Consider the following 15,356-nt stretch of genomic DNA (forward strand, 5'->3'; position numbering starts at 1 on the left):
GTACGGGCGTGTGCGTGGCTTGGCGCGCAGTTCCCCGCGCCCCTGACGGGGCGAATCCGTGCGCCCCGTCAGGGGCGCGGGGAACTGCGCGCGTCTCCATGGGGGTACCTCCCTGCTCGAGCGAAGCCGAGAGCTCGGGGGAGGCAGCCGCGGTCCGGGCCCCTAGTCCGTCACCCGGACCGCGCCGCGCAGCGGGTGGGCCGCCAGGGGGGAGACCTTCACGACGTCCCCGGGGCGTGACGCCTCCACCACCTTCCCGCCCCCCGCGTACAGCGCCACATGTGTCGCGCCCGGGAAGTAGACCACCAGATCCCCGGGCCGCAGCTCGCGCAGCGGCACCCGCTTCAGCCGGCGCCACTGCCCCTGAGCGGTGCGCGGAATCTTTCGGTCCGCATGCTGCCAGGCGCGCGCGGCCAGCCCCGAGCTGTCGAACGACCCCGGCCCGTCCGCGCCCCACCGGTACGGCTTGCCGCGCTGCCGCAGCGCGTACCGCAGCGCCTCGCGGGCCGGCGCCGAGGGCGCACGGGCCGCCGGGGCGGCCCCGCCGCCCAGCGCGCCGGAGCCGAGCAGCTCCCGCTGGGCCTCGGCGGTCCGCTCGTCCTCCAGGCCGCGCAGCTCCGCCACCTCCTCCGGGCTGAGCGAGGCCAGCAGCGCCTCGACCTCGTCCAGCCGGTCCCGGGCCGCGTCGCGCCGGTCCCGCCGGCGGTCCGTCAGCCGCTGCTGCCGGTCCAGCGCCGTACGGGCGCGCGCCGCCAGCGCGGACCGCCGCCGCTCGTCGGTGGTCAGCCGCCGCACCGCCGCGGCCTGCTCGCCGACGGCGCGCTGGAGCAGATGCCCGCGCTCCAGCAGCCCGTACGGGTCCCGCGCCAGCAGTACCCGTACCCCGATCGGCAGCCCGGTGGCCGCCCCCCGGTACTGCTCCCGGGCCAGCCGCCCGGCGACGGCACGGCTCCGGGCCAGCTCGGAGTGCGCGCGGGAGAGCGCGGAGGTGGCGCGAGCGGCCGCGGCCCGCTGCCGCTTCAGGCGCTCGGCGGTGGCGTTGTACGCCTCGGAGGCGGACTCGGCCCGGGTGTAGAGCACCCGCAGCCGGGCCAGCAGGGAGCTGATGGAGTCGGCCCCGTCGGCCCCGTCGGCCCCGTCGGTCACCGGGTCGCGGGGCTCGGGCGGGCCCGGGGGCGCCGCCAGCGCGGGCGGAGCGGACAGTACCAGCGCCGTGAGCACCGTGGCCGCCGCCGTACCCGCGGCGCGCACCCGGCGGGCGAGGGGTCTGGAACACCTGGTCGGCATGGGGCGAGCGTGCACGCGGCGGCGCACACTCTCCTGCTGGGCTGAGCGGTTCCGCCCACAGGTGTCACTCGTTGGGGGAGGGGTGAGGGCGTGTCAGTTGACGGGCGCTCACCTGCCGAAGAAGAGGCGCGGCCCCGCCAGCCGGCGGGTTTCCTCCTCGCGGGCGCCGATCGCCCGCAGATACCGCTCGGGCAGCCAGCCGGACGCCGCGCGTCCGGCACCGTCCGCCAGGTCGAGGGCGCGGGCGAGCGCCGCGGCGTCCGGGCGTGCGCCCGGGTCCCGCTGCAGGCACCGCAGCAGTACGGCGCGCAGCCCCGCCGGAACCCCGGGCAGCCCCGGCTCGCCCGCCGCGCCCGGCGCGGCGGCGTCCCCGCGGGCCGTCGCGGCGAAGCGGAGCAGGGCGGCCAGCGCGAGGATGTCGTCGGCGGCGCTTCCGGTGCCGTCGGCGGACCCGGGCACGGGGGCCGTGCCGTAGTCGACGGTGCGGGGCGCGTCGGCGGTGAGCAGGACGTTCGCGGGGCGCAGCGCGCGGTGCGGTACGCCCGCCGCGTGCAGGGCCGCCAGGCCCCGTGCCAGCGCCCCGCCCAGCGCGCGCAGCGACGGCTCGGGCAGCGGCCCGTACTGCCGGACCAGCTCGGCGAGGGCGACGCCGGGGACGAACTCGACGGCCGTCCACGGGCGTTCGGTGTCCAGTTCGCAGCCGAGCGGGGCTGCCACGTACGGGCTGCGCACCGTGTCGGCCACCGTGCGGACCTCCTGCCGGATCCGCGCTCGCAACTGGCGGTCGCGCAGCAGCTCGGGCCGGAGCGCGCGGACGGCGGCGAGCCGCCTGCGCGCTCCGCGGCGCGGGGAGCCGCGCCCCAGATGGACGGTTCCGGCGGCGCCCCGGCCCAGCTCTCCGTACAGCCGGTACGGGCCGAGCCGTCCGGCTGCCGTGCCTTCGGTCATGCGCAGCAGCGTAGAGCTCTCGGGCGCCCAAGGCGGGCCCGTCGTACGCCGCTGGTCTGGACAGGGGGCGCCGGCGGTGCGGCGGCGACCGGGGGAGGCCCGTTCACTGTGGAGCCCGCACCCGCGGGGCGCGGTGACTGGTCGCCGGTTCGTTCCCGCGACTGCCCGGCGGCGCCCCCTGTACGGTGAGCCAAGCGGACGGGACCCGCCATGTCAATGGTCCGTACCAATCCGCCTGCTGCGCCGCGGCCACGGCCACCGCGGCCCGCCGGGCGGCCGCCCGTCCGGCTCGTACACATAGCGCCAGCCGCGCGGCAGCCCCCACTTGTTCACCCGCGCCGGCTCCAGCCGGTAGACGTGCACCGTCGTGGCGCCGCCCGCCGGGTCCGGCACCGGCACCTCGTAGGTCCTGGGCGGCCGGCCGGTCGGGCCCAGCAGCACCGGGAGCGACCGCCCGTCCAGCGGGCCGTCCGCGAAGGTCACCTCCTCGCTGCGCACCGCGCTCAGCGCCCGGTCCCGCAGGAGTCGGCCGGCTGCGCGCAGGGCGGAGCGGACTCCGGCGCCGCCGGGCCGCGGGGCTGGGCCAGCGTCCGGGCCCCGGGGCCCTCCTCGCCCAGCCGGTCGTGGTGGTTGACCAGCGCGCACTTCGTCATCGACAGACAGCCGCAGCCGATGCAGTCGGTGAGGTGGTCGCGCAGCTGCTGCATCAGCTCGATGCGCTGGCTCAGCTCCTCGCGCCAGCACTCGGAGACCCGCGCCCAGTCCTCACGGGTGGGCGTGCGGCCCTCCGGCAGCAGCGCCAGCACCTCCCGGATCGCGGCCAGCGGCATGCCCAGCCGCTGCGAGGCCCGGATGAAGGCGACCCGGCGCAGTGTGTCCCGGCTGTAGCGGCGCTGGTTGCCCGAGGTGCGGCGGCTGTGGATGAGTCCCTCGCGCTCGTAGAAGCGCAGCGCCGAGGTGGCGACGCCGGCCCGCTCGGCCAGCTCGCCGACGGTGGCCTCCTTGGCCTTCCAGGACAGTTGAGTAGCCATACGGCCAGCCTAGCCCGGGTTCAAGCATTGTTTAAGTCCCGCGGTTCTCGCCGGACGCGCCGCGCCCCTCGGACAGCAGGTGCGAGGAGCCCTCCACGACCGGCAGGATCCGCAGCGCCAGCGCGGCCACCGGGCCGTCCGCCGACTCCACCGCCAGCGCCCCGCGGACCAGCGCCGCCGCCTCCGCGTCGCGCGCCGCCGTCGCCGTCGCCACCGCTATGAAGTGGTCCACCAGCCAGTCCCGCAGCTCCCTGAGCGGGGGCTGCTTGCCCTCGTCCAGCCAGATCAGGGACGCCGCCTCCACCGCGGCGATCCAGGTGCGCACCGCCATCCGCAGCGCCGGGCCCGGGGCCGGGGTCTGCAGATGGACGAAGATCTGGTCGGCGGCGGACCGCCGCACCTCGTCCACGATCGCGTTCGTCCGGGATGTCTCGACGACGCTGCCGCCGCGCAGCAGCGCGGTGAACCCGGCGTCGTGCTCGTCCACGAACGCCAGATAGCGGTCCAGGGCGCGGGCCAGCCGGGTGGTGAGGGGGCCGGTGTGCGGCTCGGCGAAGCACAGCTCCAGCTCGTCGGCGGCGCTGCGCAGCGCCGCCTCGTACAGCTGCTGCTTGCCGCCCGGGAAGTAGCGGTACACCAGGGGGCGGGAGACGCCCGCCGCCACGGCGACGTCGTCGAGCGAGACGTCCTCGGGCGGCCGGTGCGCGAAGAGGGTCAACGAGGTCGCGAGCAGTTGGCTGCGCCGCTCGTCCACGCTCAGTCTGCGATACGCCGGTGCGGGGCCGCTGCTCATGGAGGCAGCGTAGTGGTGCGGGACCGCGCCCCTCCGCTCCGCCCCGGGACGCGAGAGCCTCCGCCCCGCACGCCGTCGCCGTCGAGTCAGCGGGGCGGGGGAGTCCTCGCGCATGCCGCTGGTGCCGTGGCCGGAAAGGCTCACTTCGCGAGCAGTCCCGAGCTGACCCACAGGCGGCGCCCGACGCCCCGGAGCACCCCGATGTCGTCCAGGAAGTCCGTCAGCCGCTTGGCGCCCGACTGCATGACCTCCCGGCGGTGCCCGCTGGCCCGCACCTGCGCCAGCGCCTCGTGACGGTCCAGCCCGACGTCGGTGTAGACCTGCGGGTTGACGAACGATATGGAGAACACCCGGGCCGCCTCGCCCGAGCTGAGCCGGGTCAGCTCGGCCTCCCAGCGGGGGCACTTCACCATCTGGCGGCGCAGCTCCTCGCGCGCGTAGCGCACATGGCGGGCCTCCTCGATCACATGGATCCGGGTCACCCCGCGCACCAGCGGCTGGATCCGCTCGTCGGGGAAGGTCAGCCGCTGCATCCAGTCCAGGATCTCCTCGCCGAGCAGCGTCGCCGTGAACGAGCCGGGCGTGGTGGAGACCGTCTTGAGGACGCGCGCGAGGTTGTGGTGCAGCCGCGAGACCGGGTACGCCTGGGCGCCGGACCTGGTGATCATCCGCGCGAACATCATCGAGTGCCGGCACTCATCGGCGATCTCCGTCAGCGCGTAGCGCACATGGTTGCTGGTGAGCGGCTTGTCGTAGATGTGCCGCACCAGCAGCTGCATCAGGATGACCTCGAACCAGATGCCGAGGGAGGCCAGCGAGGCGGCCTCGTGCCGCGCGAGGTCGAGGCGCTGCTCCTCGGACATCCGCCGCCACAGCGGGGTGTCGTAGAGCGACACCAGCTCCGGGGGCCAGAACCACTTGCCGTCCTCGAAGGCGGCGTCCCAGTCCAGTTCGGTGTCCGGGTCGAACGAGTGCCTGCGGGAGGACTCCAGCAGCCGTTCGGCGACCTGTTCGCGGTCCTTGAGCAGGCCGAGGGCGTCCCTGAGTACCTCGCTCTCGGCGGTGGCGATTTCCGGCGCAGCGGTCATTCGGGGCACTCCTCCACGGTGTCATCCACGGTGTTACCGGCGGTCACGTCTCCGTATCCTCTTATGAGACTGCTTGTCAGCAAGCCCGTCAATCCCCCGCGCGCAACTTGTTGACCCGTGGGTAATCTCCGTGTGAGCCTGCCAACTACCTGCCAACTATCCGCGCGTTTCGGGCAGTCCGTGACCTGGAGGGGATTCCGGTGTCCACCCACGATCTGTACGCGCACGACCCGGGCGCCCCCGAGTGGGCGGTCCCGGCCACCGGCAAGGCCCGGCTGAACTGGGAGTACGACGAGGGGCGCGACCGCCTGCTGGCCCTCTACCAGAAGGGCAAGGACAAGCAGTGGGACGGCGAGCGCCGCATCGACTGGTCGGTGGAGGTGGATCCGGACGACCCGCTGGGCACCCCGGACGAGGGGCTGATCCTGTACGGCACGCCGTACTGGGACCGGATGAGCGAGGCCAACCGCGCCGAGGTGCGCCGCCGCGCGGCCTCCTGGCAGTTCAGCCAGTTCCTGCACGGCGAGCAGGGCGCCATGGTGTGCGCGGCCCGTATCGTCGAGTCCGCGCCCGACCTGGACGCGAAGTTCTACTCGGCGACCCAGACCATGGACGAGGCCCGGCACGCCGAGATCTACGCCCGGTTCCTGCACGAGAAGATCGGGATGGTCTACCCCGTCAACGACAGCCTCCAGGCGCTGCTGGGCGACACGCTCCGCGACTCCCGCTGGGACATGCCGTACCTGGGCATGCAGGTGCTCATCGAGGGCCTGGCGCTGGCCGCCTTCGGGCTGATCCGGGACGCCACGGACCGGCCGCTCCCCAAGCAGATCCTCGCCTACGTCATGCAGGACGAGGCCCGGCACGTCGCCTTCGGCCGGATGGCGCTGCGCGACCACTACCGGCAGCTGGGCGACGCCGAGCTGCGCGAGCGCGAGGAGTTCGTGATCGAGGGCTGCTATCTGATGCGCGACCGCCTCAAGGGGACGGAGGTGCTGGAGGACTTCGGCATCCCGCGCGCGGAGGCGGACGCGCTCAGCGAGCGCTCCGAGACCCTGCGGCTGTTCCGGCAGCTGCTGTTCAGCCGCATCGTCCCCTGTGTGCGGGACATCGGCCTGTGGGGCGAGCGGCTGCAGCGCGCCTATGTCGACCTGGGCGTCTTCGAGATGGGCAACCAGAACCTCGATCTGCTGATGTCGCAGGACGAGGAGGTCGCCGAGCGGCTGGACGCGGAGCGCTTCGCGGCGGAGGAGGCCGATCGGGTGGCGGACGTCGCCCGGACCGTGGCCCTGGGCGAGGCCGCCACCGGGGATGCGGGCGGCCCCGGGGCGTGACGGTGCGACGCGCCGGACCCAGGCGTCCTTGACGGACCCACGCTCAGGTTTTATGCAGGAGGGAGAGGCACCAACGGCACCGGGCCACCCAGTCGAGGAGGACGGACATGGCGCGTGCGGTCGGCATCGATCTGGGGACGACGAACTCGGTCGTCAGCGTGCTGGAGGGCGGTGAGCCCACCGTCGTCACCAACGCCGAGGGCGCCCGTACGACCCCTTCCGTGGTCGCGTTCGCCAAGGGTGGGGAGGTGCTGACCGGCGAGGTCGCCAAACGGCAGGCCGTGACGAACATCGATCGCACGGTGCGCTCCGTCAAGCGCCACGTCGGCGAGACCGACTGGCGCTTCCCCGACTCCGGCACCATCGACGGCAAGCGGTTCACCGCGCAGGAGATCTCGGCCCGCGTCCTGCAGAAGCTGAAGCGGGACGCGGAGGCGTACCTCGGCCAGGACGTGACCGACGCGGTGATCACCGTCCCCGCGTACTTCAACGACGCCGAGCGGCAGGCCACCAAGGAGGCCGGCGAGATCGCGGGCCTGGAGGTGCTGCGGATCATCAACGAGCCCACCGCCGCCGCGCTGGCCTACGGCCTCGACAAGGAGGACGACCAGACGATCCTGGTCTTCGACCTCGGCGGCGGTACCTTCGACGTCTCGCTGCTGGAGATCGGCGACGGCGTGCTGGAGGTGAAGGCCACCGCGGGCGACACCCATCTGGGCGGCGACGACTGGGACCAGCGGGTGGTCGACCACCTGGCCAAGCAGTTCAAGAACGGCCACGGAGTGGACCTGTCCAAGGACAAGATGGCCGTCCAGCGGCTCCGCGAGGCCGCCGAGAAGGCGAAGATCGAGCTGTCCTCGTCCACCGAGACGAACATCAACCTGCCGTACATCACCGCGTCCGCCGAGGGCCCGCTGCACCTGGACGAGAAACTGACCCGCACTCAGTTCCAGCAGCTCACCGAGGATCTGCTGGAGCGCTGCAAGGCCCCGTTCCACCAGGCCGTGCGCGACGCGGGCGTCGAGCTCGCGGACGTCAACCACGTGATCCTGGTGGGCGGCTCGACGCGGATGCCCGCCGTCACCGACCTGGTCAGGGAGCTGACCGGCAAGGACCCGCACAAGGGCGTCAACCCGGACGAGGTCGTGGCGATCGGCGCGAGCCTGCAGGCGGGTGTGCTCAAGGGCGAGGTCAAGGACGTCCTGCTGCTGGACGTCACCCCGCTGTCCCTGGGGATCGAGACCAAGGGCGGCATCATGACCAAGCTGATCGAGCGGAACACCACGATCCCGACCAAGCGCTCGGAGACCTTCACCACGGCGGAGGACAACCAGCCCTCGGTGCAGATCCAGGTCTTCCAGGGCGAGCGGGAGATCGCGGCGTACAACAAGAAGCTGGGCATGTTCGAGCTGACCGGGCTGCCGCCGGCGCCGCGCAACGTGCCGCAGATCGAGGTCGCCTTCGACATCGACGCCAACGGCATCATGCACGTGGCCGCGAAGGACCTGGGCACCGGCAAGGAGCAGAAGATGACCGTCACCGGCGGCTCCGCGCTGCCCAAGGACGACATCGACCGCATGATGCGCGAGGCCGAGCAGTACGCCGACGAGGACCGCCGCAGGCGCGAGGCCGCCGAGACCCGCAACCACGCGGAGCAGCTCGCCTACCAGACCGAGCGGCTCCTCCAGGACAACGCCGACAAGATCCCGGCCGAGGCCCGCCGGGACGTGGACGTGGCCCTCGCGGACCTCAAGGAGAAGCTGAAGGGCGAGGACACCACCGCGATCCGCGAGGCGTCCGACCGGACCGCGGCGGCGGCCCAGCAGGTCGGCAGCGCGATGTACGCCCAGGCCCAGGACGCCGGTGCTGCCGGTTCCGCCGAGGACGGCGCCCGGCAGGGCGGTGAGGCGTCCTCCTCCGCCGGGCGCGGCGAGGACGAGGACGTGGTGGACGCCGAGATCGTGGACGACGAGCGGAACCAGAAGTAGCGGGCTAGCCCGCCAGCCAGGCGCCTCCGTCCAGGCGGAACGCGCTCTTCGGGACCACCCGCTCCAGGGCGTCCTCCACCTCGCGCAGCCGCTCCTCGCCGAGCGTCGCGGCCCACTCCGCGCGCAGGTCCTCGAAGAGCGCGGCGGACTGGGCCAGCGCGTCCACGCCCCGCGGGGTGAGCCGTACGACCTTGCGGCGCGCGTCCACACCGTCCCCGGCCCGCTCGGCGTATCCGAGCGCCGCCAGCCGGTCCACGGTCTTGCCCGCGGCCTGCTTGGTGACGCCCAGCCGCCGCCCCAGCTCGCTGGCGGTCACCCCGTCCCGCCCGATGGCCTGCATGGCGAACCCGTAGGCGGGCCGCACCCCGGGGTGCCCCCGTTCGGCCAGCTCGGTGTGCAGCTGGTCGATCAGTGACCGGAATCCGGCGAAGAGCAGCAGCGGCAGCTCGAAGCCGTGCCGCTCCCCGGCCCGCTCGGGCTCAGCCATGACGGACCCCGCCGACAGCCTTGCCTCGTTCGACAACCAGGTTTACCGTTTGGAGTGCTTCGACAACCATGTTGCCTATTTTACCGAGGCGGAGACCCGTGACCGAGAACCCGTTCACCGAGCACACCCTGGAGTCCGCGCCCGACGCCGCACGCCGCCCGCTGGAGCGGATTCAGCGGGGCTTCGGCTACATCCCGTCCGCCGCGGCCCGGATGGCCGCCTCGCCGCAGCTGCTGGAGGGCTTCCAGCGGGCGAACGCCCTCTTCGAGGCCGGCACGCTGGACCCGCCGGCCCGCGAGGTGGTGGTGATGACCGTCGCCACCCGCAACAGCTGCCGGCTGTGCGTGGCCCTGCACAGCGCGCGGCTGGCCGCGCTGGACGCCGACCCGGACCTCGTCGCCGACCTGCGCGCACGGCGCCCGCTGGGCGACGCCCGGCTGGAGGCGGTGCGCGTCTTCACGACCGAGGTGCTCGACCGCTCGGGCGACGTCGCCCAGGAGGCGCTCGACGCCTTCTTCGCCCGGGGGTTCACGCCCCGCCAGGCGCTGGAGGTCGTCCTGGGCGTCGGGACCTACACCCTGAGCACCCTGGCCAACCGCCTCACCCGCGCCCCGGTGGACGCACAGCTCGCGGCGCGGCCCACCGGGGCCCAGGAGGTGTCCGGCGGACCCTGCCGGGCAGGGGCCGCCTCCTGACGGGGCGCGCCCGGCCGGGCGGCGGAGCTCAGCCGTCGGCGCCGGAGCCGCGCACCACGGCGACCGGGCAGTGCGCGTGGTGCAGCAGCGCCTGGCTCACCGACCCCAGCAGCAGCCCCGCGAACCCGCCGCGCCCGCGCGCGCCGACGACCAGCAGCTGTGCCTCCTCGCTCGCCTCGATCAGCGCCTCCCGGGTGTACTCCTGGACGACGCGGGGGTGCACGGTGACATCCGGGTAGCGCTCGCGCCAGCCCGCCAGCGCCCCGCTCAGCAGCGTCTCCGCCTCGCCGCGCAGCGCCTCGATGTCGTACGCGAACGGCATCGCGATGCCGGGCCCGCCGACGACCGGGGCCGCCCAGGAGTTCCAGGCGTGCAGCGCGACCAGGTCGGTGCCGCGCAGCGACGCCTCCTCGAACGCGAAGCCGACCGCGCGGTCCCCGGCCTGCGAGCCGTCGACGGCGAGCAGCACCGGGCCCGCGGCGGGCTGCCGCCCCCGGGTGACGAGGACCGGGCACTCGGCGTGCGCCGCGAGGTGGACGGCCACGGAGCCGATCAGCAGCCCGGAGAAGCCGCCGGTGCCGCGGGTTCCGACGACGACCAGCTCGGCACCGTGCGAGGTGGTGGTGAGGACCGAAGCCGCGGTGCCCGGGACGACTTCCTGCCGGATCTCGACGGCGGGTTCGGCGCGCTCCGCGCGTTCGACCGCCGCGTCGAGGAGCTGGTGCGCGGCGGCCAGCGCGGTCTCGTCGGTCTCCTGCGGCGCGCCGTGCCCGGGGCGCCCGGAGTGTCCCGTACGGCCGCCGTGCACCGCGTGCACCAGGTGCAGCCCGCCGCCCCGTGCGACGGCCTCCCGGGCCGCGCTCTCCACCGCGTCCTGGCTGGCTTCGGAACCGTCCACCCCGGCCACGACCGCGGCTTTTGCTGATTCGCTCATCGTTCCGCTCCCTCCGCGAAGATCGTTCGCCGTTCCATCCTGCCTCGGGGCCCGCCGGAACAGCACACCGGGACAGCACAAGGGCCCCGCCGGGGCGGGGCCCTTGTCGCGCTCGGGGAGAGCCGTCAGTCGTTGACGCAGGTGTTCCCGAAGGTCGGGTTCATCAGGCCGGCGAGGTTCAGCGTGTTCCCGCAGGCGTTGATCGGAATGTTCACGGGCAGCTGCAGGACGTTGCCCGAGAGGATGCCGGGCGAGTTGGCAGCGGCACCGCTGGCACCGGAGTCCGCGACGGCGGCACCTGCGGCGCCGCCGACGGCCACACCGGCTGAGGCGATGACCAGAGCGGCCTTCTTCGCTGTGTTCATGGAGCACTCCTCCAGGAGGTCGTTCAGCGGCCCCGACCTGGCGCCGCGGCCTGCTGAACGCGCTTCCCGGGAAAGGGGCACGGGCCGCGTTCGCACTTCCGTCATTCGGCCCAGTGGGCGAACAGTGGGACATCCGATCACGGGATAAGCACATGAATCAGATCGGGCCGAGTCATCCGGGTGAATGCACGGAACTATTCCCCTTATTCCGAGTTGACCAGTGCGCTCCTGAGTCGAGCCACCATTTTCGAGAAGGGTAAATCATGATCAAGAATGCGCTGGCCACGGCAGCCGTCGCCACGGCCATCGCCGCGGTTGCCGCCCCGCAGGCAGCAGCCAACGACCATGGCAGCGGAACCGACACGGTCAACGGCAACGGCTCCAAGCAGATCTACGGCAACTCGGCCACGCACGGGAACATGAGCCCGCAGATGGCGCTGATCCAGGGCTCGCTCAACAAGCCCTGCATCGGCCTCCCGCTCAAGGGCAATGTCGGCTCCCTGGTCGGCCTGGTGCCGGTCACGGTCCAGGACATCAACGTGCTGTCCTCGCCGCAGAACCAGCAGTGTGTCGAGAACTCCACCCAGTCCAAGGGCGACGAGGCGCTGTCGCACCTGGTGGAGGACCTCCCGATCATCTCCAAGAACGGGACGGCGAACCACTGATTCCGCGGCGGCACACCACCGTCCGCTGAATGCGGCGAAGGCCCGGGACGCATGCCTGATGCGGCCCGGGTCTTCCGTGTCCGGTGCGCCCGGACACACCAGGAGCAGCGCGGCTGTTCGCCCATGGGGACGTTTCCGCATTAGGCCGCCCGGGGGAGCTCAGCGTGATTTCGCTATTTCTCGTGTCGAATGCGTTCGGTGCTCGTTACCGAAGGCGACAGCGGAGTTGCGGGCACACAGCCGGCACTCGTGGGCCCGAAATCCGTGGCCCAGCGAACACCGCTTGGAGAAAGGACTCAACGTGAAGTACACGAAGGTTGCGACGGTTGCCGCGGGGACGCTCATCGCGATGGGCACGGCCGCCGCTCCGGCCCTCGCCGACTCGGGTGCCCAGGCCGCAGCCGCCAACTCCCCCGGCCTGGCGTCCGGGAACGCGGTTCAGGTGCCGATCAATGTGCCGGTGAACCTGTGCGGCAACACCATCGACATCATCGCGCTGCTCAACCCGGCGTTCGGCAACACCTGCGTCAACAACTGACTCTCCCGCGCCGGAGTGCGTGACGCCATTGGTCCGGCTCCGGAGCGTGGGGCCTGGAGCCCGCGCTCCGGAGCCGGGCGGTGAGAGGGAAGCCGGGACCTCCGGACGCCGGAGACACCGGAAGCGGAGCGCTCCGAGCAGCGCTACTGAAGGAGAGCAGGGACACCATGCGTAAGGTCGTGAGCGGCGGACTGCTGACCGTGGCCGCCACCACCGGCGTGCTCGCCACGGCCGTCGGATCCGCTCAGGCCGACTCGGGGAGCTCGGCCGCCAGTACGGGCTCGCCCGGCCTGCTGTCGGGGAACACCGTTCAGGCCCCGGTCAGCGCGCCCGTGAACGCGTGCGGGAACACCGTCGACGCGGCCGCGGCGCTCAACCCCGCCTTCGGCAACCGGTGCGCCTCGGCCACCGGCACCCCGGGGCAGCAGGGGCACCCGGGCGAGCCCCCCGCCGGCGCACCGGTGCCGCAGGACGAGGCGCCGCCCGCGCAGCGGACGGACGAGCCGAAGCGCCCCGCCGGGGACGAGGAGGCCCCCCGGGGCTCCCGGGACACCCCGCGGGAGGCGGAGCGCCCCGCCGCGCCGGCCGGCCCGAAGGGCCCGGCGGACGCGCCGAACCGTGCGCGGCAGGCCCCGCCCGTACCGGATGTGCCGCACGCGGCGCAGCCGGGCCGGCCGGGCCACCAGGACCGCCCGGGGGACGCGTCGCGCGGCGCCGAGCGCTCCGGGGCGCACGGGGCGTCACACGGTCCGGCCGACTCCCCGGACGGGACGCTGGCCGCGACCGGAACCGCCGGTGCGGGTACGGCGGCCGCGCTGGGCGCCGGAGTCCTCACCGCCGGTGTGGTGCTCTACCGCAGAGCGGCCAGGGCACGCGGCTGAGCATTCCGGGCCCGAATCCCGGTGCCGCGCGCGGCGCACACCCCGAAAAGGCAGCGGTCCGCAGTTTCCGCGGCACCTGGGAGTCGTTATTCACAGTGACGTTCCTGCGCAAGACCGGAACACCCGACTCTCTCCGGGAGAAAGCACATCATGAACCACACCAAGACCGCAGCGGCTGTCGCCGGATCTGTTCTGGCGCTCGGCGCGGCGACGCCCGCATTCGCCGCGGACTCTCCCGTGGACCCCAATCGGATGAGCCTCGACGGCGGACTCGCGACGGTGCTCGAAGAGAACCCGCTGACGGGTGCGGAGAAGCAGTCGCAACTGCTCGGCGACCAGGGCCCGCTGAGCGCCGCCAAATCGGTGCCGCTGGTCGGGGGACTTCCCGTCCTCTAAAAGCAGCCCGGAAACAGGCTATTCGGGTGAACAAGAAAAACCCAGAACGCGGAAGACAGTTGAACCCGGCGTCCCGGACTTCCGCAGTCTTGAAGGAGATCGCACAGCCATGATGAAGAAGGTTCTGTCCACCGCCACGGTGGCCGCTTCCGTCGTCGGCGCCTCGGCCATGGCCGCGACGCCCGCCCTCGCCTCCGGCAACGACACCACGTCCGTGAACGGCAATGGTGCCAGCCAGGTGTTCGGCAATTCCGCCACCAAGGGCCACATGAGCCCGCAGATGACCGCCGTCCAGAGCTCGCTGAACAAGCTCTGCCTCGGCGTCCCGGCCAAGCTGAACGTCGGCTCGCTCGTCGGTGTCGTGCCGGTCACGGTCCAGGACATCAACGTGCTGTCCTCGCCGCAGAACCAGCAGTGCACCGAGAACTCCACCCAGGCCAAGGGCGACGAGCCGCTGTCGCACATCCTGGAGGACGTCGGCCTGCTGTCCAAGAACGGCGTCGCCAACCACTGAGGCGCCGGCACCGCAGCGAACCCCTGGGGAGGGGCCCCACGACGAACGTCGGGGCCCCTCCCCAGGGGCTTTGTCGTGCCGGGCCCGGCACGGCGCCGGGCCCGGCTCAGCCGGGCAGCCCGTTCACCAGCGGGCCGGCCACCGGGAGCTCGGAGAGCGAGGCCCCGCGGGCGAGGGGCCCGGTCACGGCGCTCGTGCTGATCCCCGGGAAGTCGGCCACCTGGGTGCCGACGGAGTTGTCCAGCGGGTCGGTCCCGGTCTTGGCCAGCGGGTTGAGCTGCAGGCTCGTCGTCGTGTCGAGCACGGCGCCGACCGGCTCCCTGGTGCCGTGCCCCAGGGACGCCTTCAGCCCCTCGCGGGCCCCGGACAGCGCGTCGGCGGCCTCCTCGCGGCCCGTGGTGGTGCCGCTTCCGGCGGCGTCGTCCGCGGCCAGCGCCCCGGGGCTCCCGGCGCCGAGCGCGGCGCCGACGGCTGTGATGAGCAGCCCGGCCCGCAGCAGGGCGCGTTGGGCCGAGGCGGCGGAGCGGGAGGGGCCAGCGTGTTTCATGCGTACCACCGTAATCCTGGGTCATCGTGCAATTGCCTACCGTAGTGGACAGAGTGGGACGGGTTCCAGCCTGTACGGAGGAACCGGGCGAACCACCGCCATATGTCAACTCTCCGCTGACGCACGTATGTACGAGCGCACCCCCTCCCGGGTACTCGGCGCCGCGCGCTCGCCTGTCGGAGTGAGTTGCACCGGGCGGGCGGGCGGTGCGCCACTAGGGTCCGGGACATGACCTCCCAGACCTCTCAGACCTCCCAGAGCGCCCAGAACGGCTTCTCCCAGCGCCGGTTCGGCACCCTCACCGTGCTCGGCTGGACGGGCGAGCACCCGGAGGAGGAGCGGGACATGCCCTTCCTCCTCGTCTACTCGCTCGGCGACGGCGCGGACGGCCCCGAGGCGGGCGAACTGGCGCTGCGCGAGATGCTGGAGAACATCGGACTGTCGGTCGGCGAGGAAGTGCTGGACGGCACGGCGGGGGACAAGCTGCCGGTGTCCCTGCTCGTCCAGAGCGGCCGGGCGGTGGTGACCCTGCCGAACTTCTCCGTGCAGTACCCGGCGACGCCCGAGTGGCTGCGCGCCGCGGAGGCCCGGGGGCACAGCTACTTCATGTTCGCCACCCGGCCGTGGCCGGAGGGGGTGCCGGGCGAGCCGGTCGCGGAGGAGACCCTGCGCGACTTCGTCAGCGAGGAGATGATGGCCAGCGCGGCGCACTGCGTTCTGCCGGTGCGCACCCTGCGGCCCTAGGCGGTGTCTTCAATTGATCTTGGATGGTGGATCATGGTCGGGTGATACGTCGCCATGAACTGTCTGATGCGGAGTGGGAGTTCGTTCGGCCGCTGCTGCCCGCCTCCTTGCGGGGGCGCAA

General features: G+C 72.9%; 19 protein-coding genes. 9 read left to right on the forward strand and 10 right to left on the reverse strand.

The window, feature by feature from the left end:
- Nucleotides 1-162: 162 nt before the first annotated feature.
- The 6 genes from G5C65_RS15845 to G5C65_RS15870 all read right to left on the reverse strand — a co-directional run bounded on the left by G5C65_RS15845 (nucleotide 163) and on the right by G5C65_RS15870 (nucleotide 5,147).
- Complete coding sequence (locus G5C65_RS15845; RefSeq protein WP_165299483.1) at nucleotides 163-1,287, reverse strand: C40 family peptidase; 1,125 nt, start codon at nucleotides 1,285-1,287, stop codon at nucleotides 163-165.
- Nucleotides 1,288-1,395: 108 nt separating this feature from the next.
- Nucleotides 1,396-2,235 carry a protein kinase domain-containing protein gene (locus G5C65_RS15850; protein ID WP_165299484.1) on the reverse strand — a complete coding sequence of 280 codons (840 nt, stop codon included), beginning with the start codon at nucleotides 2,233-2,235 and terminating at the stop codon, nucleotides 1,396-1,398.
- A gap of 213 nt (nucleotides 2,236-2,448) precedes the next feature.
- Nucleotides 2,449-2,733, reverse strand: coding sequence for a hypothetical protein (locus G5C65_RS15855; protein ID WP_165299485.1), 285 nt, complete (start codon nucleotides 2,731-2,733; stop codon nucleotides 2,449-2,451).
- A 5-nt stretch (nucleotides 2,734-2,738) separates the two neighbouring features.
- The gene (soxR, locus tag G5C65_RS15860; RefSeq protein WP_165299486.1) at nucleotides 2,739-3,266 is read right to left on the reverse strand and encodes a redox-sensitive transcriptional activator SoxR; all 528 of its coding nucleotides are present in this window, start codon (nucleotides 3,264-3,266) and stop codon (nucleotides 2,739-2,741) included.
- Nucleotides 3,267-3,297: 31 nt separating this feature from the next.
- On the reverse strand, nucleotides 3,298-4,059 hold the full coding sequence (locus tag G5C65_RS15865) for a TetR/AcrR family transcriptional regulator (protein WP_241265821.1): 762 nt from the start codon (nucleotides 4,057-4,059) through the stop codon (nucleotides 3,298-3,300).
- A 140-nt stretch (nucleotides 4,060-4,199) separates the two neighbouring features.
- Nucleotides 4,200-5,147, reverse strand: coding sequence for an AurF N-oxygenase family protein (locus G5C65_RS15870; RefSeq protein WP_165299487.1), 948 nt, complete (start codon nucleotides 5,145-5,147; stop codon nucleotides 4,200-4,202).
- A 200-nt stretch (nucleotides 5,148-5,347) separates the two neighbouring features.
- On the opposite strand from G5C65_RS15870, the gene G5C65_RS15875 reads away from it, so the two are divergent.
- Both G5C65_RS15875 and dnaK read left to right on the forward strand, forming a co-directional pair.
- The gene (locus G5C65_RS15875) at nucleotides 5,348-6,481 is read left to right on the forward strand and encodes a diiron oxygenase (protein ID WP_165299488.1); all 1,134 of its coding nucleotides are present in this window, start codon (nucleotides 5,348-5,350) and stop codon (nucleotides 6,479-6,481) included.
- Nucleotides 6,482-6,588: 107 nt separating this feature from the next.
- Nucleotides 6,589-8,469: a molecular chaperone DnaK gene (gene dnaK / locus G5C65_RS15880; RefSeq protein WP_165299489.1), complete on the forward strand. Its 1,881-nt coding sequence runs from the start codon at nucleotides 6,589-6,591 to the stop codon at nucleotides 8,467-8,469.
- A 4-nt stretch (nucleotides 8,470-8,473) separates the two neighbouring features.
- Here the strand turns inward: dnaK and G5C65_RS15885 are convergent, their stop codons facing one another.
- Nucleotides 8,474-8,956 carry a MarR family winged helix-turn-helix transcriptional regulator gene (locus G5C65_RS15885; protein WP_165299490.1) on the reverse strand — a complete coding sequence of 161 codons (483 nt, stop codon included), beginning with the start codon at nucleotides 8,954-8,956 and terminating at the stop codon, nucleotides 8,474-8,476.
- 98 nt (nucleotides 8,957-9,054) lie between these two features.
- On the opposite strand from G5C65_RS15885, the gene G5C65_RS15890 reads away from it, so the two are divergent.
- On the forward strand, nucleotides 9,055-9,651 hold the full coding sequence (locus G5C65_RS15890; RefSeq protein WP_338146431.1) for a carboxymuconolactone decarboxylase family protein: 597 nt from the start codon (nucleotides 9,055-9,057) through the stop codon (nucleotides 9,649-9,651).
- 28 nt (nucleotides 9,652-9,679) lie between these two features.
- On the opposite strand, the gene G5C65_RS15895 is transcribed toward G5C65_RS15890, so the two are convergent.
- Both G5C65_RS15895 and G5C65_RS15900 read right to left on the reverse strand, forming a co-directional pair.
- Complete coding sequence (locus G5C65_RS15895; RefSeq protein ID WP_165299492.1) at nucleotides 9,680-10,585, reverse strand: universal stress protein; 906 nt, start codon at nucleotides 10,583-10,585, stop codon at nucleotides 9,680-9,682.
- A gap of 125 nt (nucleotides 10,586-10,710) precedes the next feature.
- Nucleotides 10,711-10,950 (reverse strand): chaplin, encoded by a 240-nt coding sequence (locus G5C65_RS15900; RefSeq protein WP_165299493.1) that lies wholly within the window; start codon nucleotides 10,948-10,950, stop codon nucleotides 10,711-10,713.
- Nucleotides 10,951-11,213: 263 nt separating this feature from the next.
- On the opposite strand from G5C65_RS15900, the gene G5C65_RS15905 reads away from it, so the two are divergent.
- The 5 genes from G5C65_RS15905 to G5C65_RS15925 all read left to right on the forward strand — a co-directional run bounded on the left by G5C65_RS15905 (nucleotide 11,214) and on the right by G5C65_RS15925 (nucleotide 13,944).
- Nucleotides 11,214-11,615: a rodlin gene (locus tag G5C65_RS15905; RefSeq protein ID WP_165299494.1), complete on the forward strand. Its 402-nt coding sequence runs from the start codon at nucleotides 11,214-11,216 to the stop codon at nucleotides 11,613-11,615.
- Nucleotides 11,616-11,916: 301 nt separating this feature from the next.
- Nucleotides 11,917-12,153 carry a chaplin family protein gene (locus tag G5C65_RS15910; protein WP_165299495.1) on the forward strand — a complete coding sequence of 79 codons (237 nt, stop codon included), beginning with the start codon at nucleotides 11,917-11,919 and terminating at the stop codon, nucleotides 12,151-12,153.
- Nucleotides 12,154-12,320: 167 nt separating this feature from the next.
- Entirely contained in the window at nucleotides 12,321-13,034 is a 714-nt protein-coding gene (locus tag G5C65_RS40130) for a chaplin (protein WP_277608060.1), read from the forward strand.
- Between the two features lie 150 nt (nucleotides 13,035-13,184).
- Nucleotides 13,185-13,430, forward strand: coding sequence for a hypothetical protein (locus G5C65_RS15920; protein ID WP_165299496.1), 246 nt, complete (start codon nucleotides 13,185-13,187; stop codon nucleotides 13,428-13,430).
- Nucleotides 13,431-13,539: 109 nt separating this feature from the next.
- Entirely contained in the window at nucleotides 13,540-13,944 is a 405-nt protein-coding gene (locus G5C65_RS15925) for a rodlin (RefSeq protein WP_165299497.1), read from the forward strand.
- Nucleotides 13,945-14,050: 106 nt separating this feature from the next.
- Here the strand turns inward: G5C65_RS15925 and G5C65_RS15930 are convergent, their stop codons facing one another.
- The gene (locus G5C65_RS15930; RefSeq protein ID WP_165299498.1) at nucleotides 14,051-14,491 is read right to left on the reverse strand and encodes a hypothetical protein; all 441 of its coding nucleotides are present in this window, start codon (nucleotides 14,489-14,491) and stop codon (nucleotides 14,051-14,053) included.
- A gap of 228 nt (nucleotides 14,492-14,719) precedes the next feature.
- Between G5C65_RS15930 and G5C65_RS15935 the strand changes: the two genes are divergently transcribed.
- Entirely contained in the window at nucleotides 14,720-15,235 is a 516-nt protein-coding gene (locus G5C65_RS15935) for a DUF5949 family protein (protein ID WP_165299499.1), read from the forward strand.
- Nucleotides 15,236-15,356: the final 121 nt, after the last annotated feature.

The sequence above is a fragment of the Streptomyces boncukensis genome (assembly GCF_011045075.1).
Taxonomy (GTDB): Bacteria; Actinomycetota; Actinomycetes; order Streptomycetales; family Streptomycetaceae; genus Streptomyces; species Streptomyces boncukensis.